The sequence below is a fragment of the Leadbetterella byssophila DSM 17132 genome (genome assembly GCF_000166395.1).
Taxonomy (GTDB): Bacteria; Bacteroidota; Bacteroidia; order Cytophagales; family Spirosomataceae; genus Leadbetterella; species Leadbetterella byssophila.
The window spans coordinates 3,487,554-3,504,596 of record NC_014655.1 but is presented as its reverse complement, the minus strand read 5'-3'; the positions used below and the strand labels follow the sequence as shown (position 1 = coordinate 3,504,596).

General features: G+C 40.1%; 17 protein-coding genes. 12 read left to right on the top strand and 5 right to left on the bottom strand.

The features are described from left to right. Window positions 1–49: 49 nt before the first annotated feature. Window positions 50–3,244: a S41 family peptidase gene (locus tag LBYS_RS15545; protein ID WP_013409798.1), complete on the top strand. Its 3,195-nt coding sequence runs from the start codon at window positions 50–52 to the stop codon at window positions 3,242–3,244. A gap of 29 nt (window positions 3,245–3,273) precedes the next feature. Here the strand turns inward: LBYS_RS15545 and LBYS_RS15540 are convergent, their stop codons facing one another. From LBYS_RS15540 to LBYS_RS15530, 3 genes are read right to left on the bottom strand one after another with little or no spacing between them, the layout of a single operon-like run. After that, the gene (locus LBYS_RS15540; protein ID WP_013409797.1) at window positions 3,274–3,999 is read right to left on the bottom strand and encodes a LytR/AlgR family response regulator transcription factor; all 726 of its coding nucleotides are present in this window, start codon (window positions 3,997–3,999) and stop codon (window positions 3,274–3,276) included. After that, window positions 3,980–5,080 carry a sensor histidine kinase gene (locus tag LBYS_RS15535; RefSeq protein WP_013409796.1) on the bottom strand — a complete coding sequence of 367 codons (1,101 nt, stop codon included), beginning with the start codon at window positions 5,078–5,080 and terminating at the stop codon, window positions 3,980–3,982. Before LBYS_RS15535 ends, LBYS_RS15540 begins: the two co-directional genes overlap by 20 nt. A 51-nt stretch (window positions 5,081–5,131) precedes the next feature. Beyond that, window positions 5,132–5,767 (bottom strand): histidine phosphatase family protein, encoded by a 636-nt coding sequence (locus LBYS_RS15530; protein ID WP_013409795.1) that lies wholly within the window; start codon window positions 5,765–5,767, stop codon window positions 5,132–5,134. 40 nt (window positions 5,768–5,807) lie between these two features. Here LBYS_RS15530 and LBYS_RS15525 point away from each other — a divergent pair, with 40 nt between their 5' ends. Genes LBYS_RS15525 through pafA form a run of 3 tightly spaced genes read left to right on the top strand, consistent with a single transcriptional unit; the run spans window position 5,808 to window position 8,813 of the window. Continuing rightward, window positions 5,808–6,221: a hotdog fold thioesterase gene (locus LBYS_RS15525; protein ID WP_013409794.1), complete on the top strand. Its 414-nt coding sequence runs from the start codon at window positions 5,808–5,810 to the stop codon at window positions 6,219–6,221. 7 nt (window positions 6,222–6,228) lie between these two features. Further along, window positions 6,229–7,143 (top strand): patatin-like phospholipase family protein, encoded by a 915-nt coding sequence (locus LBYS_RS15520; RefSeq protein WP_013409793.1) that lies wholly within the window; start codon window positions 6,229–6,231, stop codon window positions 7,141–7,143. Between the two features lie 56 nt (window positions 7,144–7,199). Further along, on the top strand, window positions 7,200–8,813 hold the full coding sequence (gene pafA / locus LBYS_RS15515) for an alkaline phosphatase PafA (protein WP_013409792.1): 1,614 nt from the start codon (window positions 7,200–7,202) through the stop codon (window positions 8,811–8,813). A 55-nt stretch (window positions 8,814–8,868) separates the two neighbouring features. Here the strand turns inward: pafA and LBYS_RS15510 are convergent, their stop codons facing one another. Next, on the bottom strand, window positions 8,869–9,201 hold the full coding sequence (locus LBYS_RS15510; RefSeq protein ID WP_041824864.1) for a winged helix-turn-helix transcriptional regulator: 333 nt from the start codon (window positions 9,199–9,201) through the stop codon (window positions 8,869–8,871). A 94-nt stretch (window positions 9,202–9,295) separates the two neighbouring features. On the opposite strand from LBYS_RS15510, the gene LBYS_RS19705 reads away from it, so the two are divergent. Beyond that, window positions 9,296–9,832: a pirin family protein gene (locus LBYS_RS19705; RefSeq protein WP_229310431.1), complete on the top strand. Its 537-nt coding sequence runs from the start codon at window positions 9,296–9,298 to the stop codon at window positions 9,830–9,832. Then, the gene (locus tag LBYS_RS19700) at window positions 9,814–10,137 is read left to right on the top strand and encodes a pirin-like C-terminal cupin domain-containing protein (RefSeq protein ID WP_229310430.1); all 324 of its coding nucleotides are present in this window, start codon (window positions 9,814–9,816) and stop codon (window positions 10,135–10,137) included. Before LBYS_RS19705 ends, LBYS_RS19700 begins: the two co-directional genes overlap by 19 nt. Here LBYS_RS19700 and LBYS_RS15500 read toward each other — a convergent pair. Continuing rightward, window positions 10,134–10,883 (bottom strand): glycosyltransferase family 2 protein, encoded by a 750-nt coding sequence (locus LBYS_RS15500; protein WP_013409790.1) that lies wholly within the window; start codon window positions 10,881–10,883, stop codon window positions 10,134–10,136. The two genes, LBYS_RS19700 and LBYS_RS15500, sit on opposite strands and share 4 nt — an antisense overlap. A gap of 137 nt (window positions 10,884–11,020) precedes the next feature. Between LBYS_RS15500 and LBYS_RS15495 the strand changes: the two genes are divergently transcribed. From LBYS_RS15495 to LBYS_RS15470, 6 genes are all read left to right on the top strand, one after another. Beyond that, a complete protein-coding gene (locus tag LBYS_RS15495; protein WP_013409789.1) occupies window positions 11,021–11,536 on the top strand; it encodes a Rieske 2Fe-2S domain-containing protein in 516 nt (171 codons plus the stop codon). Then, a complete protein-coding gene (locus LBYS_RS15490) occupies window positions 11,536–11,946 on the top strand; it encodes a thioredoxin family protein (RefSeq protein ID WP_013409788.1) in 411 nt (136 codons plus the stop codon). Before LBYS_RS15495 ends, LBYS_RS15490 begins: the two co-directional genes overlap by 1 nt. Continuing rightward, window positions 11,943–12,836, top strand: a complete 894-nt coding sequence (locus LBYS_RS15485; protein ID WP_013409787.1) for an FAD:protein FMN transferase — start codon at window positions 11,943–11,945, stop codon at window positions 12,834–12,836. Before LBYS_RS15490 ends, LBYS_RS15485 begins: the two co-directional genes overlap by 4 nt. After that, on the top strand, window positions 12,833–13,030 hold the full coding sequence (locus LBYS_RS15480) for a DUF4266 domain-containing protein (protein ID WP_013409786.1): 198 nt from the start codon (window positions 12,833–12,835) through the stop codon (window positions 13,028–13,030). The genes LBYS_RS15485 and LBYS_RS15480 overlap by 4 nt, the downstream gene beginning before the upstream one ends. 2 nt (window positions 13,031–13,032) lie before the next feature. After that, the gene (locus LBYS_RS15475; RefSeq protein WP_013409785.1) at window positions 13,033–14,223 is read left to right on the top strand and encodes a DUF3570 domain-containing protein; all 1,191 of its coding nucleotides are present in this window, start codon (window positions 13,033–13,035) and stop codon (window positions 14,221–14,223) included. A gap of 117 nt (window positions 14,224–14,340) precedes the next feature. Further along, complete coding sequence (locus LBYS_RS15470) at window positions 14,341–16,974, top strand: TonB-dependent receptor (protein ID WP_013409784.1); 2,634 nt, start codon at window positions 14,341–14,343, stop codon at window positions 16,972–16,974. Window positions 16,975–17,043: the final 69 nt, after the last annotated feature.

Here is a 17,043-nt window from a genome sequence, read left to right as displayed (position 1 = left end):
AAAATGCCCCTTTTCTAATTGTATATTTGCCTTTAGCAAATTACTTACTATGATCAAGAAGATTACCCTAATCGCATTGACCCTCATGGGGCAGCAATTGCATGCCCAAACAGAACCTAAATGGGCGAGATACCCTGCTATCTCTCCGGATGGTTCAACTATCGTTTTCACCTATAAAGGTGATTTGTACAAAGTTCCAAGTGCAGGAGGTCAAGCTACTCAGCTGACTTTCCATGAAGCACACGACTACCAGCCGGTATGGAGTCCGGACGGGAAGCAGATAGCTTTTGCTTCTGATAGATACGGTAATTTTGACCTATTTATCATGAATGCTCAAGGTGGAGAAGCTACTCGCCTTACCTATCATTCTAACGATGAAATTCCGTTTTCATTCACTCCAGATGGAAAGTCAGTAGTATTCGGTGGAGTTCGTCAGGACTTACCTGAACACCGCCAGTATCCTACAGCTTCCCAACCGGAACTATATTCCGTTCCGGTAAAAGGCGGAAGAGTGAATCAGATTCTTTCTGTTCCTGCAGAATATGCCAGATTTAGCAAAGACGGAAAAACACTGATCTATCACGACAAGAAAGGTGGAGAAAACGAGTGGAGAAAGTACCACAAATCATCTATAACCAGAGACATTTGGACGTATGATACCCAGACCGGGAAGCATACGAAGATCACTAATTTCTACGGAGAAGATCGCCAACCTATATTTACTAATGGCGATAAGGACATCTACTACCTTAGCGAAGAAAGTGGTACGTTTAACATTTTCAAGACTAGCTTAGCAGATCCTTCGAAGAAAACAGCAATAACTAAGCTAAAAACTCATCCCGTTAGATTCCTTTCATCTTCTAATTCCGGTCTATTAGCTTTCTCCTATGATGGCGAGATCTATACCGTAAAAGAAGGTGAGTCACCTAAGAAGGTAAATATTACTATTTACACTCAAGAAATCTCTAACAAGGATGGAGTTTCACCGGTGAACGGTGGTGTGAGTGATTTCTCCATTTCCCCTAATGGTAAGGAAGTAGCATTCATTGCCAGAGGTGAGGTTTTTGTAGGTTCTGTTGACGGTAAGATCACAAAAAGATTGACTAACTCTCCGGAACAAGAACGTTTTGTACAGTTCTCTCCTGATGGAAAGAGCATCATCTATGCTAGTGAAAGAGACGGCAGATGGCAGATCTTCCAAACCCAGAAGTTGAGAAAAGAAGAACCTTTGTTCTATGCTTCTACACTAATTGAGGAGAAAGCCTTAGTAAGTAATAAGAATGATAATTACATTCCAAAGATCTCACCAGACGGCAAGAAATTAGCTTTCATAGAGAACAGAAGAACCTTAAAGGTAATGGACTTAGCTTCTTCTAAGACTGTTACCCTTCTTACTCCTGAACAATTATACCATATGCGTGATGGAGACCAATACTTCGAATGGAGCCCGGACAGCAAATGGTTACTCGCTTCGTATAAACCTACCATGTCAAATGGTGAGATAGTGATCCTGGACGCTGAAGGAAAGAAGCCTATGGTGAACATCACTCAGAGTGGCTATAATGATTATAATGCCAAATGGGCTAACGGAGGTAAGCAAATCCTTTGGTTCAGCAATAGACACGGTATGAAAGATCACGCAAACAGTGGTGGATCTCAGGCTGACGTTTATACTTTATTCCTAACCAAAGAAGGTTGGGAGAAATTCAACCTGTCGAAAGATGAAGTTGCCCTCCTAAAAGAAATGGAGCCGACTAAAAAGGATACCGCTAAAACCAAAGAGGTGGCTCCAATAGTGATCGACTGGGATGGATTAACAGACAGAAAAGCTCGTTTGACTATACACTCTTCTTCATTAAGTGACGCTATACTTTCTAAAGATGGTGAGAAACTTTATTATCTAGCCAGATTTGAGAAGAATGCTAACCTATGGAGTACAGATCTTCGTACCAAAGAAACCAAAATGGAAATTCCATTAGATGGTATGGGAGGAAGTCTAGAATGGGACAAAGAACAAAAGAACCTTTATTTCCTAAGTGGTGGTAGATTATCTAAGATCAATCCTGATTCTAAGAAAAGAGATAATATCAACATTTCCGGCGAAGTGAATTTGGATAGCGATGCGGAAAGAAAATACATGTTTGAGCACGTTTGGTTAAGAACTCAAAAGATGTTCTACACTCCGGATATGCATGGAGCAGATTGGAACAAACTGAAAAAAGAATATGAGAAGTACGTTCCTCATATTGGAAATAGTTATGAGTTTGCTGAAATGCTTTCTGAACTATTGGGTGAACTAAACGTTTCGCATGCAGGTGCAAGATATAGCAGATCTATTCCAAACGGAGATGCTACCGCCTCTCTAGGTATTTTTGCAGACTTCAAGCATACCGGTAACGGGATTCGTATTTTGGAGGTATTGGCTAATGGACCACTAGACAAGGTAGCGTTCCAAATCAAGCCTGGAACCATCATCGAGAAGATTGACGGAGAAACTATCACTCCTGAAAAGGACCTAGCGTGGTATTTAAACAGAAAGGCTGGTAAATTTACCTTACTGGAAATCTCTGAACCGGGTAATGCTGAAAAGCGTCAGATTACCGTAAAGCCAATCAGCTTAGCTGAAGAATCTGCATTGCTTTATAAGAGATGGGTGAAGAAAAATCAGGAAGAAGTAGACAAGTTGAGTAACGGTACCCTTGGATATGTTCATATCCCTGGAATGAATGACGGACAATTCCGTAATACTTATGAAGAAATGATGGGTAAATACGCTGACAGAAAAGGAGTGATCGTTGATACCCGTTTCAATGGAGGCGGTGACTTGGTATCAGACCTGGCTATGTTCTTTACAGGAGATAAATTCCTTGATTACGCTACAAAAGACAGATCTGTAGGATATGAGCCTACATTCCGGTGGACCAAGCCTACCTTAGCTATGTTTAACGAGGCTAACTACAGTGACGGACACTGCTTCTCTTGCGGATACACTGATCTGAACATAGGAAAGACAGTGGGTATGCCGGTTCCAGGAACATGTAGTTTCGCAGGATGGGAAGTACTAAGTGACGGTACCAGATGGGGTGCAGTGCCTATCTCAGCGAAAAATAAGAAAGGGGAATGGTTAGAAAACAATGAAACCAAACCTACTTTCGAAGTGAAAAATGACCCTAAACTGATTGCAGAAGGCAAAGATCAGCAGTTGGAAAAGGCAATTGAAGAGTTACTGAAAGATGTAAAGTAAAAATGGCGGTCAAATGACCGCCATTTATTTTATAAACTCATAAGATCTTTAAACTTGATGGATTGCCGCCTGGAGATCTCTATCTTCTCAGTAGTTCCCCCCTGTAGGGTCACTAACAAACCACCGGAGAACCAAGGTTCAATCTTCTCTATCCAGTGCAGGTTAATGATATGTTTCCTGTTAGCACGGAAGAATACCTTTGGATCCAATCTTTCTTCCAAACTGTTCAAGGACTTTAGAATCATGGGCTTTTGATCCTCAAAATGCAGACGAACATAGTTGCCCATAGATTCAAACAACCTGACCTTTCCTAATTTCACAAACCAGCATTTTTCTCCGTCTTTCACAAAAACCTGATCGTGTTCACCAAGAAAGCTCTCCGGACTGATGGTCTCAGTGCGTTTCATTTCATGCTCCACCTTTTGGATAGCCTCCGCTAACCTGGCAGTGTCAATAGGCTTCATGATATAGTCTAAGGCATTATATTCAAAAGCTTTCAATGCATACTCATCATAGGCAGTGGTAAAGATCACTTCAGGAACTTTATCCTCTATGGTTTCCAAAAGCTCGAAACCATTCTTCCCGGGCATTTGGATATCCAAAAACAAGAGATCCGGATTATGCTCATTTATCAATTCTATGGCCTCGTCCGCATTGGCTGCTTCTGCAACCACATTGATCTTAGGGAAATCTTCAAGGAGACGTTTCAACTCATTGCGAGCAAGTCTCTCATCATCAACTATGATGGTCTTCATCGTTTTCGGAATTTAAAGTTACTTTCTTTTCTAAGGGTATTTTCACTATGGCTTGAACTATCAGAGGCTCTTCTTGGTAAATATTAAACGAAGCCTCTGTACCATAGATTAGGTTCAATCTTCTTCGAGTGTTCTGTAATCCAAAGCCTGAATCATCTCCATGATTATTATGCTCTACATACACCCCGGTATTTCTAATGGTTAAGGTCAAAATGCCTTCCTCAATAAAACTCTTCACTTCTACAAATCCCCATTTCTCAGCCTTTTGAACCCCATGCTTAATAGCATTTTCTACAAGGGTCTGAAGCATCATTGGAGGAACTTCAATATGCAGCGTAGAAGGATCTATTTCCAAAGTTGACTGCAGCCTTTCTTCGTACCTCACCTTTTCCAGTGCCAAATAATCCTCTATGGTTTTCAGTTCCTCCTTTAGAGGGATGGTCGTTCGCCGGTTAGCCACTAGGGAACTTCGGAGAATATTGGAAAGTTGGGTAATACCGGTCTGAGCCTTTTTGGGCTCCTCTAAAATCAAGGCCCGTATACTGTTCAAGGCATTAAACATGAAATGAGGATTGATTTGGGCCTTTAAGATCTTTGCCTCTGAAGCTTCAATGGAAGCTTGCATCCTAATCCTTTCTATATTATTCTTTTGAATCTCAATGGTGTAGGCTACGAAAATATATAGCAAAACCCAGATCACCATAGGTTTACTAAAGTTGATAATATAAGCAAAGTCCTTAAAATACCAGGAGATACGTGCTGTCTTCTCCCCGAAATATTCTTCGTAAAGGGAAATGTTTATCGCAGTAAAGAGAGATGTAATCAATATCACTCCTAAAAGGCAGCGAATGACTAGTTGGTTTACAGGCAACTTGATCCACTCGTAATTCTTAAATATCAATTTAAAAAAATGGGTCAATGAAATCCCTGTAAGCACATAAATACAAGAATTAAAAACCATGGCCTCTAATTCTGACAAACTATTTGGCTGTAGAAAAAGCACAAAATAAGCCAAATCAGATAGGGCATAAAACACCCATCCGATGATTTGAAAGGCCCAATAAAACTGTCTTTGATTCATCAGCTTAAAATTACGATCAAATCTCAGAACCTGTAGAGTTTTTTACAGATTTTATAGATTTAAATGGATTTTTAGGTGATCTGTATTGTTAGCAGAAACCAGACTAAATGCTTCCTTATCGTAGTCGTATTCTAAAATATAAAGGCAGGTATTAGAATGCTCATACTGGTCCATCATGCTTAAGGGAGTACCTAACAGGTGGGATAAAAGTATCCTCATGGCCCTACCATGCATGGTAATGAGTATCAAATCCTCATTTTTATGAGATAAAATGTGAGAAAAAGCCGCTTTCTGACGAACTACCACCTCTTCCGGACTCTCCCCGCCTTCTAATTTGGCCTTTGTATCTCCAGATTCCCAACTGTGCAATACCTCTTTAAAAACCTGATAGCCTGTTTCGTGCAAGGTTTTACCTTCTACCGTACCCCAACTGATTTCATCTAATCCTTCCAGAGACTCGTAAGGAATTCCGGCATCAATAAACCCGTAAGCCGTTTGATATGTGCGCTTTAACGTAGAAATATATACTTTTTGAAAGGGGATATCTTTGTAGTGTTCATAGAATGCCCGAGCCTGCATTTGGCCTGTTTCATTAAGATCTGCATTTATTCCTCTTCCTTGCACAGCACCTGATTTATTGTATTCAGTTTCACCATGACGGATCAGGTATATAGTTTTTTTTGACATAAAGTTTCGTTAAGTTTGGCAAAAATACGGATTTGCCAATATGTTTAAGAACAATATTGACCTGGATGTTTTCCTGGAAATGAGCAAAAACACCTTAGGTGATCACCTGGGAATAAGCTTCGTTGAATTAGGCACAGATTATATTATAGCTAAAATGCCGGTAGATCATAGAACGAAGCAGCCCTTTGGCATTCTACATGGTGGTGCTTCTGTGGCTTTGGCAGAAACCTTAGGTAGTATAGCATCCGTATTATGCTTAGATGACCCCATGAAACAGAAAGCGGTAGGACTGGAGATCAATGCTAACCACCTCCGACCGGTATCAGAAGGATGGGTGTATGGAAAAGTGACTCCCATACACATTGGAAGAAGGACACACATATGGGACATCAAGATAACTGACGAAAATCAAAAGTTAGTTTGCGTCAGTAGATTGACCGTAGCAATAGTCTGAAAACCATATGAAAGCATTAGTTCTAGGAGGAGGAGCACTCAAAGGGGCATGGCAAGTAGGTGCCATTCAAGCCATTTTTGAAAAGGGATTCGTACCTGACATGATTTATGGTATATCTGCCGGTGCCCTGAACTCTTCATTTTTAGTTGCAGAAGCCGGAAGGCAACAACACAAGTACGGATACATTGACTGGAATGGAGCCAACAAAAAACTCATCAGCTTCTGGTTGAATAATATCACCAAGCCGGAAGACGTGGGAATCCCAAAATCTTATTGGACCTTAGGAGTAGATACCATGCTGGGTAGGTTTGACGGGCTTTTGGATGTCAATCCTCTACATGAAAAAGTAAAGAAATACGTGTCAGTAGAAGATCTGCAAAAAAGCCCCATCAAAATAAAGGTAGGTGCAGTAAATATTCACACAGGAAATATGAAATATGCTTCTCCCTTTGAAGATTATTTCATGGATTACCTGAGAGCCAGTTCGTCTATTCCCATCATAATGCCACCTGTTCAAGCAGGAGATGACCCGAAAGAAGTTTATATGGATGGTGGTTTAAGAGAAGTAATTCCTATCCGAAAGGCTATAGAAGATGGAGCTACAGAAATTTATGCCGTAGCTACCCATCCGAGACATAGAAACATGGAACCTATCAATCATAAAAACCTTCTCAATATTATTGAAAGAATGAAGGATATCTCCGTTAACCAATTGGAGAATAATGATATTGATTGGGCAGAGAACTACAACCAGAACCTGGTCTCTCTGTATGGATTTACCATTAACAAAAAGATCAAATTGAAGGTCATTCGCCCAGAAGAAAACATACCCATAAAATTAACCAGTTTTAATCTGGATGACATAAAAGCTTGCATTAAAAGCGGCTATGAAAAAGGTTATTCCGTCATTAATAGAGAATAAGATTACAGTTTTATTGTCCAAAATTTTAGAACCCCGTACATTTGCCAAAAAAGTTAATGAAAAGATTTATTATAATTCTGTGTATCCTAGGCTTTATCCCTCCAGCCCAGGCTCAGAAAAAAAACGCTAGCCCAGCCAGACCAAAACTTGTAGTAGGGATAATCGTAGACCAAATGCGCGACGAATACTTGCACCGTTTTAGCGGAAAATTTTCTTCGGGAGGATTTAAGAGAATGATGGGAGAAGGATTTACCTGTAGAAATCACCATTATCACTATGCTTCTACCGTAACTGGACCTGGTCATGCACACGTTTATACTGGATCTTCGCCGGCCATTTCAGGAATCGTAGGTAACGATTGGTATGAAAAAACCATAGGAGCCAGAATGTATGTAGCAGGAGATTCTACGGTTAAAATAGTAGGAGAAGGCAAAGCTTCTGCCGGTAAAATGTCTCCTGTAAATCTAAAGGTTACTACTATTACAGACCAACTGAGAGTTGCTACTCAATTCCAATCCAAGGTGATAGGTATTTCATTTAAGGACAGAGGTGCCATTATGCCTGCAGGACATACTGGTGATGCCTATTGGTATGATGGTAGCAGTGGTAACTTTATTACCAGTACGTACTATAAAGAAACTCTTCCGGAATGGGTAAGTAAGTTTAATGCTAAAAAACTTCCAGACTATTATATCACTCAGAAATGGGAAACATTCTTTCCTATAGATCAGTACACGGAATCAGAGCCGGACGAACAAGGGTATGAAAATACCGCAACTGTAGAGAAGAAATCTGTCTTCCCTCATACTCTGAACATGGAGAGCTTATATCATTCTCCATTCTCAAATACTCTAACTAGACAGTTTGCAGAAGAAGCGGTAATTAGTGAGAACCTAGGTGGTGGTGACGTAACTGATTTCCTAGCTATCAGTTTCTCTGGAACAGATTATGCAGGTCATTCTTACGGACCTCAATCAAAGGAAATACAAGACGTCTATGTACGTTTAGACAGAGAAATAGAACAGCTTTTGAACTTCTTGGATAAGAGAGTAGGAAAAGGAAACTATACAGTATTCCTCTCAGCTGACCATGCCGTATCTAATATTCCAGCATTTAACGTGAAACACCGCATTCCTTCAGGAGTATTTATTGGTAGTGAACTTTCTAGAATGGCTAAAACCATTTTAACGGAGAAATATGGAGATGATAAATTAATCACTTATTACGATAATTATCAGATCTATTTGAACAGAGATTTGATTTCTAAGCGCAATCTCAGCATTGACGAGATCACTGCCACTTTAAACCATGTTATGTCTCAAAAAGAGGGTGTATTTGCCGTAATTAACCTAGCAGAAGGAAAATTCACTCAGTTGCCTGATTATTACCAAAGAAAATTAAACACCCTTTATAATCCTAAGCGCAGTGGAGAGATCATGATCATCCCTGAACCTGCTTATTTTGAAGGTGGAATAAAAGGTACTACTCACGGCACTATGTATACTTACGATACTCACGTACCAATGTTATTCTACGGCTGGGGTATCAATAAAGGTGAGACATTTAAACCTACGTACATTTCGGACATTGCGCCTACCTTGGCCATGTTATTGAAAATCTTAGAACCTAACGGATCTATCGGAGTACCTATTCCGGAAGTATTAAAATAAGAACAATGGGGCGCTTCGGCGCCCTATTTAATTGCGTTATATGCAATCTATGCGTTCAACCCCACTTCACCATGACTTGGAGAAGTTCCTGAATTTCCCTTCCATACGGAGTAATAGAATATTGGACCTTAATGGGCCTGGTTTCTAAAACTTCCCTCTGAATCAACCTGTTCTCTTCTAACAACTTTAGGGTGGCAGTCAAAACTTTAGCAGAGATACCCACTAAATCCTTCTCCATCTTTTTAAACGTTACCACCTCATCCTCCCTGACTAAAAGATAATGTAATAGTAGGAGGGTCCATTTCCCTCCCAAAATGCCGAGGGTATCTTGCAAAGCTAAAATATCAGCTGTACAACCGGCCGGATCAGAATTAGGTTTCTTTAACATGAGTAACATTCAGGTAACTAGTTACCGCAAAGTAACGCATAGCAAGGATCTCTCCGTACTAAAGTAACTTTGTATTGAACAAAAAGCTACACAAATGAGAAAAATTGAAAAAATATTAAGTCCAAAGTCCTTCCAATGGGTGGGCGATGGTTTTTATACCACCTCCTTCTTAGGAGGAGATATCACAAGGCACCGTTTAGATCCGTTCTTTGCTATAGGATATAATACTGAAATAGAATTTCCATCTTCTAAAATTCCCAAAGGAGTAGGAGTACATCCTCATAAAGGATTTGAGACCGTAACTTTTGCCTACAAAGGAAAGATTGAACATAGAGACAGTAGAGGAAATCATGGCATCCTAAATGAAGGAGAAGTCCAATGGATGACTGCCGGGTCCGGCATTCTACATGAAGAATTTCATGAAAAAGAATGGTCAAAGAACGGTGGAGCTTTTCAAATGGTACAGTTATGGGTTAACCTTCCGGCGAAAGACAAAAACACTACACCGAAATATCAAAATCTAGTCCAAATCCCGAAGGTTAATTTGACAGGTGGGACAGTACAAGTAGTGGCAGGTGAATACGAAGGTGTAAAAGGTGCAGCTAGTACATTATGCACGTATATAATATAACATTGAACGGAGAAGTTCCATTCCTCCTACCCGCGCACTTTAATACCGCCTTCATCGTGATAGAAGGGAGCATCTTGGTGAATGGAGAGACTACTGTAAATAAAGATCAGTTTGTCCTAATGGAAAATAATGTGCGAGATAGCTTCACATTAAAAGGTATAGAGAAGAATTCCAAAGTTCTGCTCCTCAGTGGTCAGCCTTTAAATGAAACTGTAGCACATTATGGTCCATTTGTTATGAATACTCAAGCTGAGCTTTTACAGGCCTTCCGCAAATTTGACGAGGGCAAGTTTGGGCGCCTTTAACCCTTCATGAAAAGTTGTTTAATCTTAGATATAGGTTTGAGCCAAAGTGTATACCACTTTGGCTTCAAATTATTCATCCTCCAAGCTTTTCTATCTTCTTGATTCGCTACCCATCTGTGCTTTAATGAGGCACTGCTGGTACCTCCTACTCGCATGGTCATCAGTGTGGCTGGAATATAATGAGCCTTTAAGTCATTCTTATATAGCATTCTTAGCATCAGCTCATAGTCGCCTGAACAAGTAAATTCAGTATGATACAGACCGTACTTTTCATAGGCTGACTTTTTCAAAAAGAAGGCTACATGCGGTGGCATCCATCCCTTAAGCCAATTCGCTTTATCATATGGAGCATCTTTCCAAAATCTCACTACCTTTTCTGTGTCGAGAGGATCTACAAACTTTACATCTCCATACACAGAATCTGTATCCACTTCAGTAAAACCTTTGGCCACTCTACTCAATACCTGAACGTCTGGATAAAAATCATCAGCGCCAATTACACCTATGACCTCTCCGCTAGCTAGACGGACTCCCTTATTCATGGCATCATAAATCCCATTGTCTTTTTCAGAAATGTATCTAATCTTATCAGCATATCTTTCTAATAGAGCTACCGTTCCATCTTTTGATCCACCATCTACCACTATGTATTCAAAGTCCGGATAATCTTGACTTAAAACACTTGTGATTGTTTGTTCCAAGGTTTGAACCGCATTAAAGCAAACGGTAATAACGCTGATTTTCATAGAAGTCGATTAATACCACAAAAGTAAGTTCTATCCACCTTTTTCCCTTAATACCTGATTTACATTCTAAAAAAAACTGCAAAATGCACCCATAAAGAAGAAAATCTGCGTTTTTTTACAACAAAAACCGCTTCTATATGACCCGGTATGAATTTTTAAAATCTTGCGGATTTACAGGAGGAGCTCTTATGGCCCTTCTCTCCTGCGTGGGAGAACAGGAAGTGGGAGCTTTAACCCGCCTTCCGGATGGAACCTTACTGAAACCAGACGGCAGTCCGGTTGAAGAGATCACCGGCTCTGGACCTGATCCTGACTATCAGATAACTACGGAAGAATTGGAAAAGATCCAATACCTCTATAGGATCAACATTTCAGATCCAAGGTACGCCAAACTTTTGGTTAGAAATCAATACATCACCTTAGGGAATACTTTTGTCTTAGCTCTTTCAAAAGAAGGAAAATATATCGCTGCAACAGTAGTATGCTCTCACGAGAATAACCGAACCATTTCTTACCGATTTGGGGAATGGTATTGTCCCGAACATGGAGCGCGATACAATATGTCCGGCACCGGTCTGAATGAATATGGGACAAAAGGAATCAAGGTATATAAAACAGCTTTTGACGGTGAAACCATAATTATATACGAGTAATGCTAAGTCTACTTTTCTATTTACTACTTCAATGGGGTACAAACCTGGAGTCCGCTTTAGATCAGGCAAAAAAAGAAGAGAAATTAGTTCTGCTGAATTTCTCCGGCTCTGATTGGTGTGCTCCCTGTATACAGCTAAAAAAGGAGATTTTCGAATCTGATGAATTTAAAGGTGTAGCTGAAGCCAGACTAGTCCTTGTCAGAGCTGACTTCCCCAGGATGAAAAAGAATCAGCTTCCCGCAGAGCAAAAGGCCTACAATGAACAATTAGCTGAGAGATACAATCCCCATGGAAAATTCCCATTAACCCTTCTTTTGAATCCTGAAGGAAAGGTCATACAAACTTGGGATGGATATACTAAATCTATTAGTAAAGAAAAATTCCTTGAAACTATACAAAAGGCCAAATGATATCCAGAATAGTCAAACTTATGGGGAATCGATTTGTCATCAGTGTTGATCAAGGTGAAGAACACATAGATGCGGCTATAGAGGAGATCTCCAGAATAGAGGCCTTGCTGACTACCTATTCAGATAACAGTGTTACCTCTAAAGTTAATGCCATGGCAGGAATACAGGCCGTAGAGGTTCCTGAAGAGTTCTTGCAATTAGTAACTCGAGCCCAAAGGATCTCTGAATTAACCCTAGGCTTATTCGATCTATCTTATGGGTCTATTGATAAGCGTTTATGGAATTTTGACAAAAACCTGAGCATTCTTCCCTCAAAAGAGGCTAAACAAAATTTGAAACTGGTTAATTATAAGAACATTCAAATAGACCAAGAGAAATCCACCGTTTTCCTAAAAGAGAAAGGAATGCGTATAGGATTTGGGGGAATTGGAAAAGGTTACGCGGCTGATAAGGCAGTAGCTATTTTAAAGCAAAGAGGAGTAAAGAACGGTGTGGTGAATGCCAGTGGAGATCTAAAAACCTGGGGACGCTGCGATGGTAAACCTTGGACCATTTCCATAGCTGACCCGGATGCACCTCAATATCCCTTTTCTCAATTAGAGGTAGGAGAAATGGCAGTTGCCACCTCCGGCCCCTATGAAAAATATGCCATAATAAATGGAAAAAGATACTCGCACACCATAGACCCCAGAACAGGTTTACCAATTTCTGGCCTTAAAAGTGTAACAGTAATCTGTCCTCATGCAGAACTAGCAGATGCCATGACTACCCCACTTTCTATCTTAGGAGTAAAAGATGGGCTGAATTTGATCAATCAAATGAATCAAATAGCTTGTATCTTAGTAGATGATCATAATAGAGTTTACACCTCAAACAATATCCGTGCATGAAAAAATTGCTTTTTCTTTTCCTTCTCAGCTCTTGTGTTCCGGTAAAGGAGTATCAAAAAGCGAAGATCAACGATGCAGAAATGAGCCTATCTAATAGGTCTGTGGAGAAATTTGAGAATAGTTTCCAACTGTATCGAGAAGGTGCAGCGGGAGCAAACGGTGGAAAAAGCGGAGGAGGCTGCGGATGTAATTAATTATGAAAAAACTGATTCTTACAGCAGGAATATTATGTGCTTGGTTAAGCTCTCAGGCGCAGGATAGCACTAAGATCCGTAAATTAAAATTTGAGGAAGCTAACTTAGTAGGCTCATATTATACCCAGAACGGAAATATGGCTGCCGTTACAGGAGGTATAGGTTCAGAAAAACTAACGGATATAGGCAGCAGTCTGAACCTAACTTTTAGCTTATTAGATAAAAAACTGCGGAAAAACACCTTCTTTGTAGAAGGCGCAATAGAACAATATACTTCTGCCTCCTCTGATCAAATTGATCCCACCACCTTATCCTCAGCATCCCGCACGGATCAACACATCTATCCATCTATAGTATGGACCAGAAAAAATGATCAAAATGGACAGACACTAGGCCTAAATGCATCATATTCCACTGAATTTGACTACAAATCCTATGGTTTTGGATTTCAATGGGCCAAGGCTACTCCGGATAATAATGGAGAATTTTCTGCTAAGGTCAATGTCTTCCTAGACAAATGGAAAATGATCCTACCTGCAGAATTACGTCCTCCGGGGTATCCTACCGGAGCTGAAGAAGATTCTAAAGGAATTCCATATAAGCCACGGAACACCTATAGCGCTAGCTTAGGTTATAGTAGAATTATCAATCCCCAATTACAGGGCATGATACTCTTTGATCCTTCTTATCAAGAGGGACTTTTAAGCACGCCTTTTCATAGAGTATATTTTAATGACAATAGTCTTAGGGTGGAGAAACTTCCTGGAAGCAGAATAAAATTCCCTATTAGCCTCCGAACGAATTACTTCGCTGGTGATAATCTAATCTTCAGAACCTTATACCGTTATTATCTTGACACCTGGGGTTTACAAGCACATACCTTAAACCTGGAAACCGTGTGGAAAATAAATCCATTTTTCTCTCTCACTCCACATTACAGGTTTAATGCTCAAAATGGAATCAGGTATTACGCCCCCTATCAGGCACATGATCCTTTAGGTGAGTATTACAGCAGTGACACGGACTTATCTAAATTTACCTCACATTTTGGTGGTTTAGGAATGAGAGTATCTACTCCAGGTGGGATTTTAGGAATAAACTCCTGGAAATCAATGGAAATAAGATACGGAATTTACCACAGAAGCACCGCTCTAACGGCACATATTGTATCCTTGGCGATACAGATAAAATGAGTCATTAAAACTCTAGCATTGGTCGCTTTAAAACATGGTTTGGTCTATCAGAGGCACCCAAAACTAAACCTCAGCGTTAATTTTACGTCCAAATTACTAGTAATTACACATATTATAATGATGTCTCGTAAAACATTAATACTGATTAGCCTGTTATTTAGCACAACTGCATTTGCACAGTGGGGACCTCCCGGTGGAGGTGGTGGTCATGGAAGACAGGAAGAACGTACTCCTCCTAATAGACAACAAAATAGAGAATTAAATCTTGAAACAGCTCCGAAAGGAAATTCAAAAATCACTGGTAATATTGTAGACTCTGAACTTACCACTGCAGTGGAATTTGCTTCAGTTGCCCTATTGGATGGAACCTCCGGAAAAGCGCTTGATGGAACCATGGCGGATGAAAACGGTAAGTTCGAATTCAAGAAAATTGGAGAAGGCACCTATACTATCACTGTATCATTTGTAGGATATGAAACCTTGAAGATAGAAAAGGTAAAAGTAGAGAAAGGAAAAGATGTAGATCTGGGTGTTATCAAGTTAAAATCAAGCTCTATCACACTTGAAGGTGTGGTAGTGACGGGCGAAAAACCATTGATAGAGGAGAAGGTTGACCGCTTGGTTTACAATGCCGAAAAAGATCTTACTTCTGCCGGTGGAGACGCTTCTGATGTCTTAAAGAACGTACCTATGCTAAGTGTGGATTTAGACGGTAACGTATCCTTAAGAGGTTCAGAAAACATCCAGGTATTGATTAACAATAAACCGTCTACTATCGTAGCATCCAGCATAGCGGATGCCTTGAAGATGATTCCTTCAGAACTAATCAAATCCGTGGAAGTTATCACTTCTCCTTCTGCAAAATATGACGCAGAAGGTACAGCAGGTATCATCAATATCATCACCAAAAAATCTACCCTTCAAGGTCTTAACCTAAATATCAATGGTGGTTTAGGAAACAGAGCATCAAACTTAGGATTCAACGGAAACTATAGAACCGGAAAACTGGGCATATCTTTCGGTGGATTTGGAAGAATGAATTATAACAAGTCGAAAAGCGAAAGTTTCAATGAAAACTTAGTAACCGGCTTAAGAACAGACCAACTAGCTACCGGTAAAAACAACGGTATGTTTGGTAGATATAACCTAGGATTTGATTACGATTTAGGAAGTGGCCAGACTCTTTATGGGGGTATGGCGGTAGGCGTGAGAAACTTCAACCGTAAAAACGATCAAAGATTCAACTACTCAGGTTTGGATTCATTAGGTAATGCCTATGAACTGATTCGCCAGGAATTAAGAGATATGGAGGCCTTAACTAAAGGACTTACCTTTGACTATAACTTAGACTATGTAAAGGTGTTTTCTCCAGGTACAGAATGGTCGGTTTCAGCCATGTATAGCCATAGCAAAGACAAAAGCGACAACTATACCAATTATCTTAACGGCATAAACAATACCATAACTCAGAAGCAGTGGAATGATAATGACAACCTAAACACTGAATTAACCTTCCAAACGGACTTCATGAAATCCATAGGTAAAAATCAGCAGTTGGAAGTTGGAGCAAAGAGTGTAACTCGTGAGATTGACAGTAAATATCTGTACCTTTTAGGATCAACGGGGGTAAGCCAAGACAGAGAGAACTTTAATAACCTTCCTGCCGACCCCAAAAACCCTGGTGGTGGGCTTAAATACAGCCAGACCGTCTATGCTGCTTACGCAGCTTATACTTACTCTACAGCAAGTAAATGGACCATCAAAGCCGGAGGTAGATTTGAGTATACTACACTAGACGCTGACCAAACCATCAATCAGGTTGGAGCAGATGTACCGGTGAAGCAATACTTCTCAGATAAATACCCTGTATTTGTACCTAGCGTAAACTTGTCCAAACCTTTCGGAACGTATACTACTAAGTTGTCATACAACTATAGAATCCAACGTCCGGGTATGCGACAGTTAAACCCTAACATCAACATAGTAGATCCTTTAAATGTAAGTATGGGTACCACGGATCTAAATCCGGAAAAAACGCACAATGTTGAACTTAGCGTAAGTAAATCCATCGGTAAATCTTACCTTACTTTATCTACATTCGGTAGGTATTCTGGAAATAACATTACACGTATAAGTATGACTGCAGCTGATGCGTCTACTCGTTATCCTTATATCCCAGAATTGCAAAACTTAGATCCTTCTGCCATTGTAACCACATTTGAGAACGTGGGTAAGGAGTCTACAGTAGGCGGTAATATCTTCGCTAATATCGTGATCACTAGAAACTGGAACATTACAGGTAACTTTGATATGTACTATGTCAATATCGAAGGTAAAGAATTCAAAGGTGACCGTATGGTTAGCAGAACCACAGATGGAGTGGTATTAGGAGGTAGATTATCCACTAATCTAAAACTATCTGACAAGTGGTCATTCCAAGCAAACGGTGGCTATAGAGGAAAGCGTGTAAATCTACAAGGTGCTTTTGGCGCGATGCCTAATTACTCAGTAGCTATTAGATATGATATCAATAAAGATGCGAGCTTGGGCTTGGGAGCAGACAATTTCTTCGGTGGTATGACCATGAAAAACAATTCTGCTACTACACAGTTCATCTCTAACAGCACTAGTTATATGTACAACCAGAACGTACGTCTGACCTTCTCTTATAAATTGGGCAATATGAAATTTGTGCAGTCGAAGAAAAGGGGTATCAATAATGACGATACCAAAGGTGGAGATGAGGAATAAAAAGGAGGCTTAAGCCTCCTTTTTCTTGAGTTTGGTTATTTACTAGATATTAAAAAAAAAGTGCGTCAG

What these genes read in the sequence shown, in the direction of transcription:
- LBYS_RS15545 (WP_013409798.1), top strand. Translation starts at nt 50, where the DNA reads ATGATCAAGAAGATTACCCTAATCGCATTGACCCTCATGGGGCAGCAA.
- LBYS_RS15540 (WP_013409797.1), bottom strand. Translation starts at nt 3,999, where the DNA reads ATGAAGACCATCATAGTTGATGATGAGAGACTTGCTCGCAATGAGTTG.
- LBYS_RS15535 (WP_013409796.1), bottom strand. Translation starts at nt 5,080, where the DNA reads ATGAATCAAAGACAGTTTTATTGGGCCTTTCAAATCATCGGATGGGTG.
- LBYS_RS15530 (WP_013409795.1), bottom strand. Translation starts at nt 5,767, where the DNA reads ATGTCAAAAAAAACTATATACCTGATCCGTCATGGTGAAACTGAATAC.
- LBYS_RS15525 (WP_013409794.1), top strand. Translation starts at nt 5,808, where the DNA reads ATGTTTAAGAACAATATTGACCTGGATGTTTTCCTGGAAATGAGCAAA.
- LBYS_RS15520 (WP_013409793.1), top strand. Translation starts at nt 6,229, where the DNA reads ATGAAAGCATTAGTTCTAGGAGGAGGAGCACTCAAAGGGGCATGGCAA.
- pafA (WP_013409792.1), top strand. Translation starts at nt 7,200, where the DNA reads ATGAAAAGATTTATTATAATTCTGTGTATCCTAGGCTTTATCCCTCCA.
- LBYS_RS15510 (WP_041824864.1), bottom strand. Translation starts at nt 9,201, where the DNA reads ATGTTAAAGAAACCTAATTCTGATCCGGCCGGTTGTACAGCTGATATT.
- LBYS_RS19705 (WP_229310431.1), top strand. Translation starts at nt 9,296, where the DNA reads ATGAGAAAAATTGAAAAAATATTAAGTCCAAAGTCCTTCCAATGGGTG.
- LBYS_RS19700 (WP_229310430.1), top strand. Translation starts at nt 9,814, where the DNA reads ATGCACGTATATAATATAACATTGAACGGAGAAGTTCCATTCCTCCTA.
- LBYS_RS15500 (WP_013409790.1), bottom strand. Translation starts at nt 10,883, where the DNA reads ATGAAAATCAGCGTTATTACCGTTTGCTTTAATGCGGTTCAAACCTTG.
- LBYS_RS15495 (WP_013409789.1), top strand. Translation starts at nt 11,021, where the DNA reads ATGACCCGGTATGAATTTTTAAAATCTTGCGGATTTACAGGAGGAGCT.
- LBYS_RS15490 (WP_013409788.1), top strand. Translation starts at nt 11,536, where the DNA reads ATGCTAAGTCTACTTTTCTATTTACTACTTCAATGGGGTACAAACCTG.
- LBYS_RS15485 (WP_013409787.1), top strand. Translation starts at nt 11,943, where the DNA reads ATGATATCCAGAATAGTCAAACTTATGGGGAATCGATTTGTCATCAGT.
- LBYS_RS15480 (WP_013409786.1), top strand. Translation starts at nt 12,833, where the DNA reads ATGAAAAAATTGCTTTTTCTTTTCCTTCTCAGCTCTTGTGTTCCGGTA.
- LBYS_RS15475 (WP_013409785.1), top strand. Translation starts at nt 13,033, where the DNA reads ATGAAAAAACTGATTCTTACAGCAGGAATATTATGTGCTTGGTTAAGC.
- LBYS_RS15470 (WP_013409784.1), top strand. Translation starts at nt 14,341, where the DNA reads ATGATGTCTCGTAAAACATTAATACTGATTAGCCTGTTATTTAGCACA.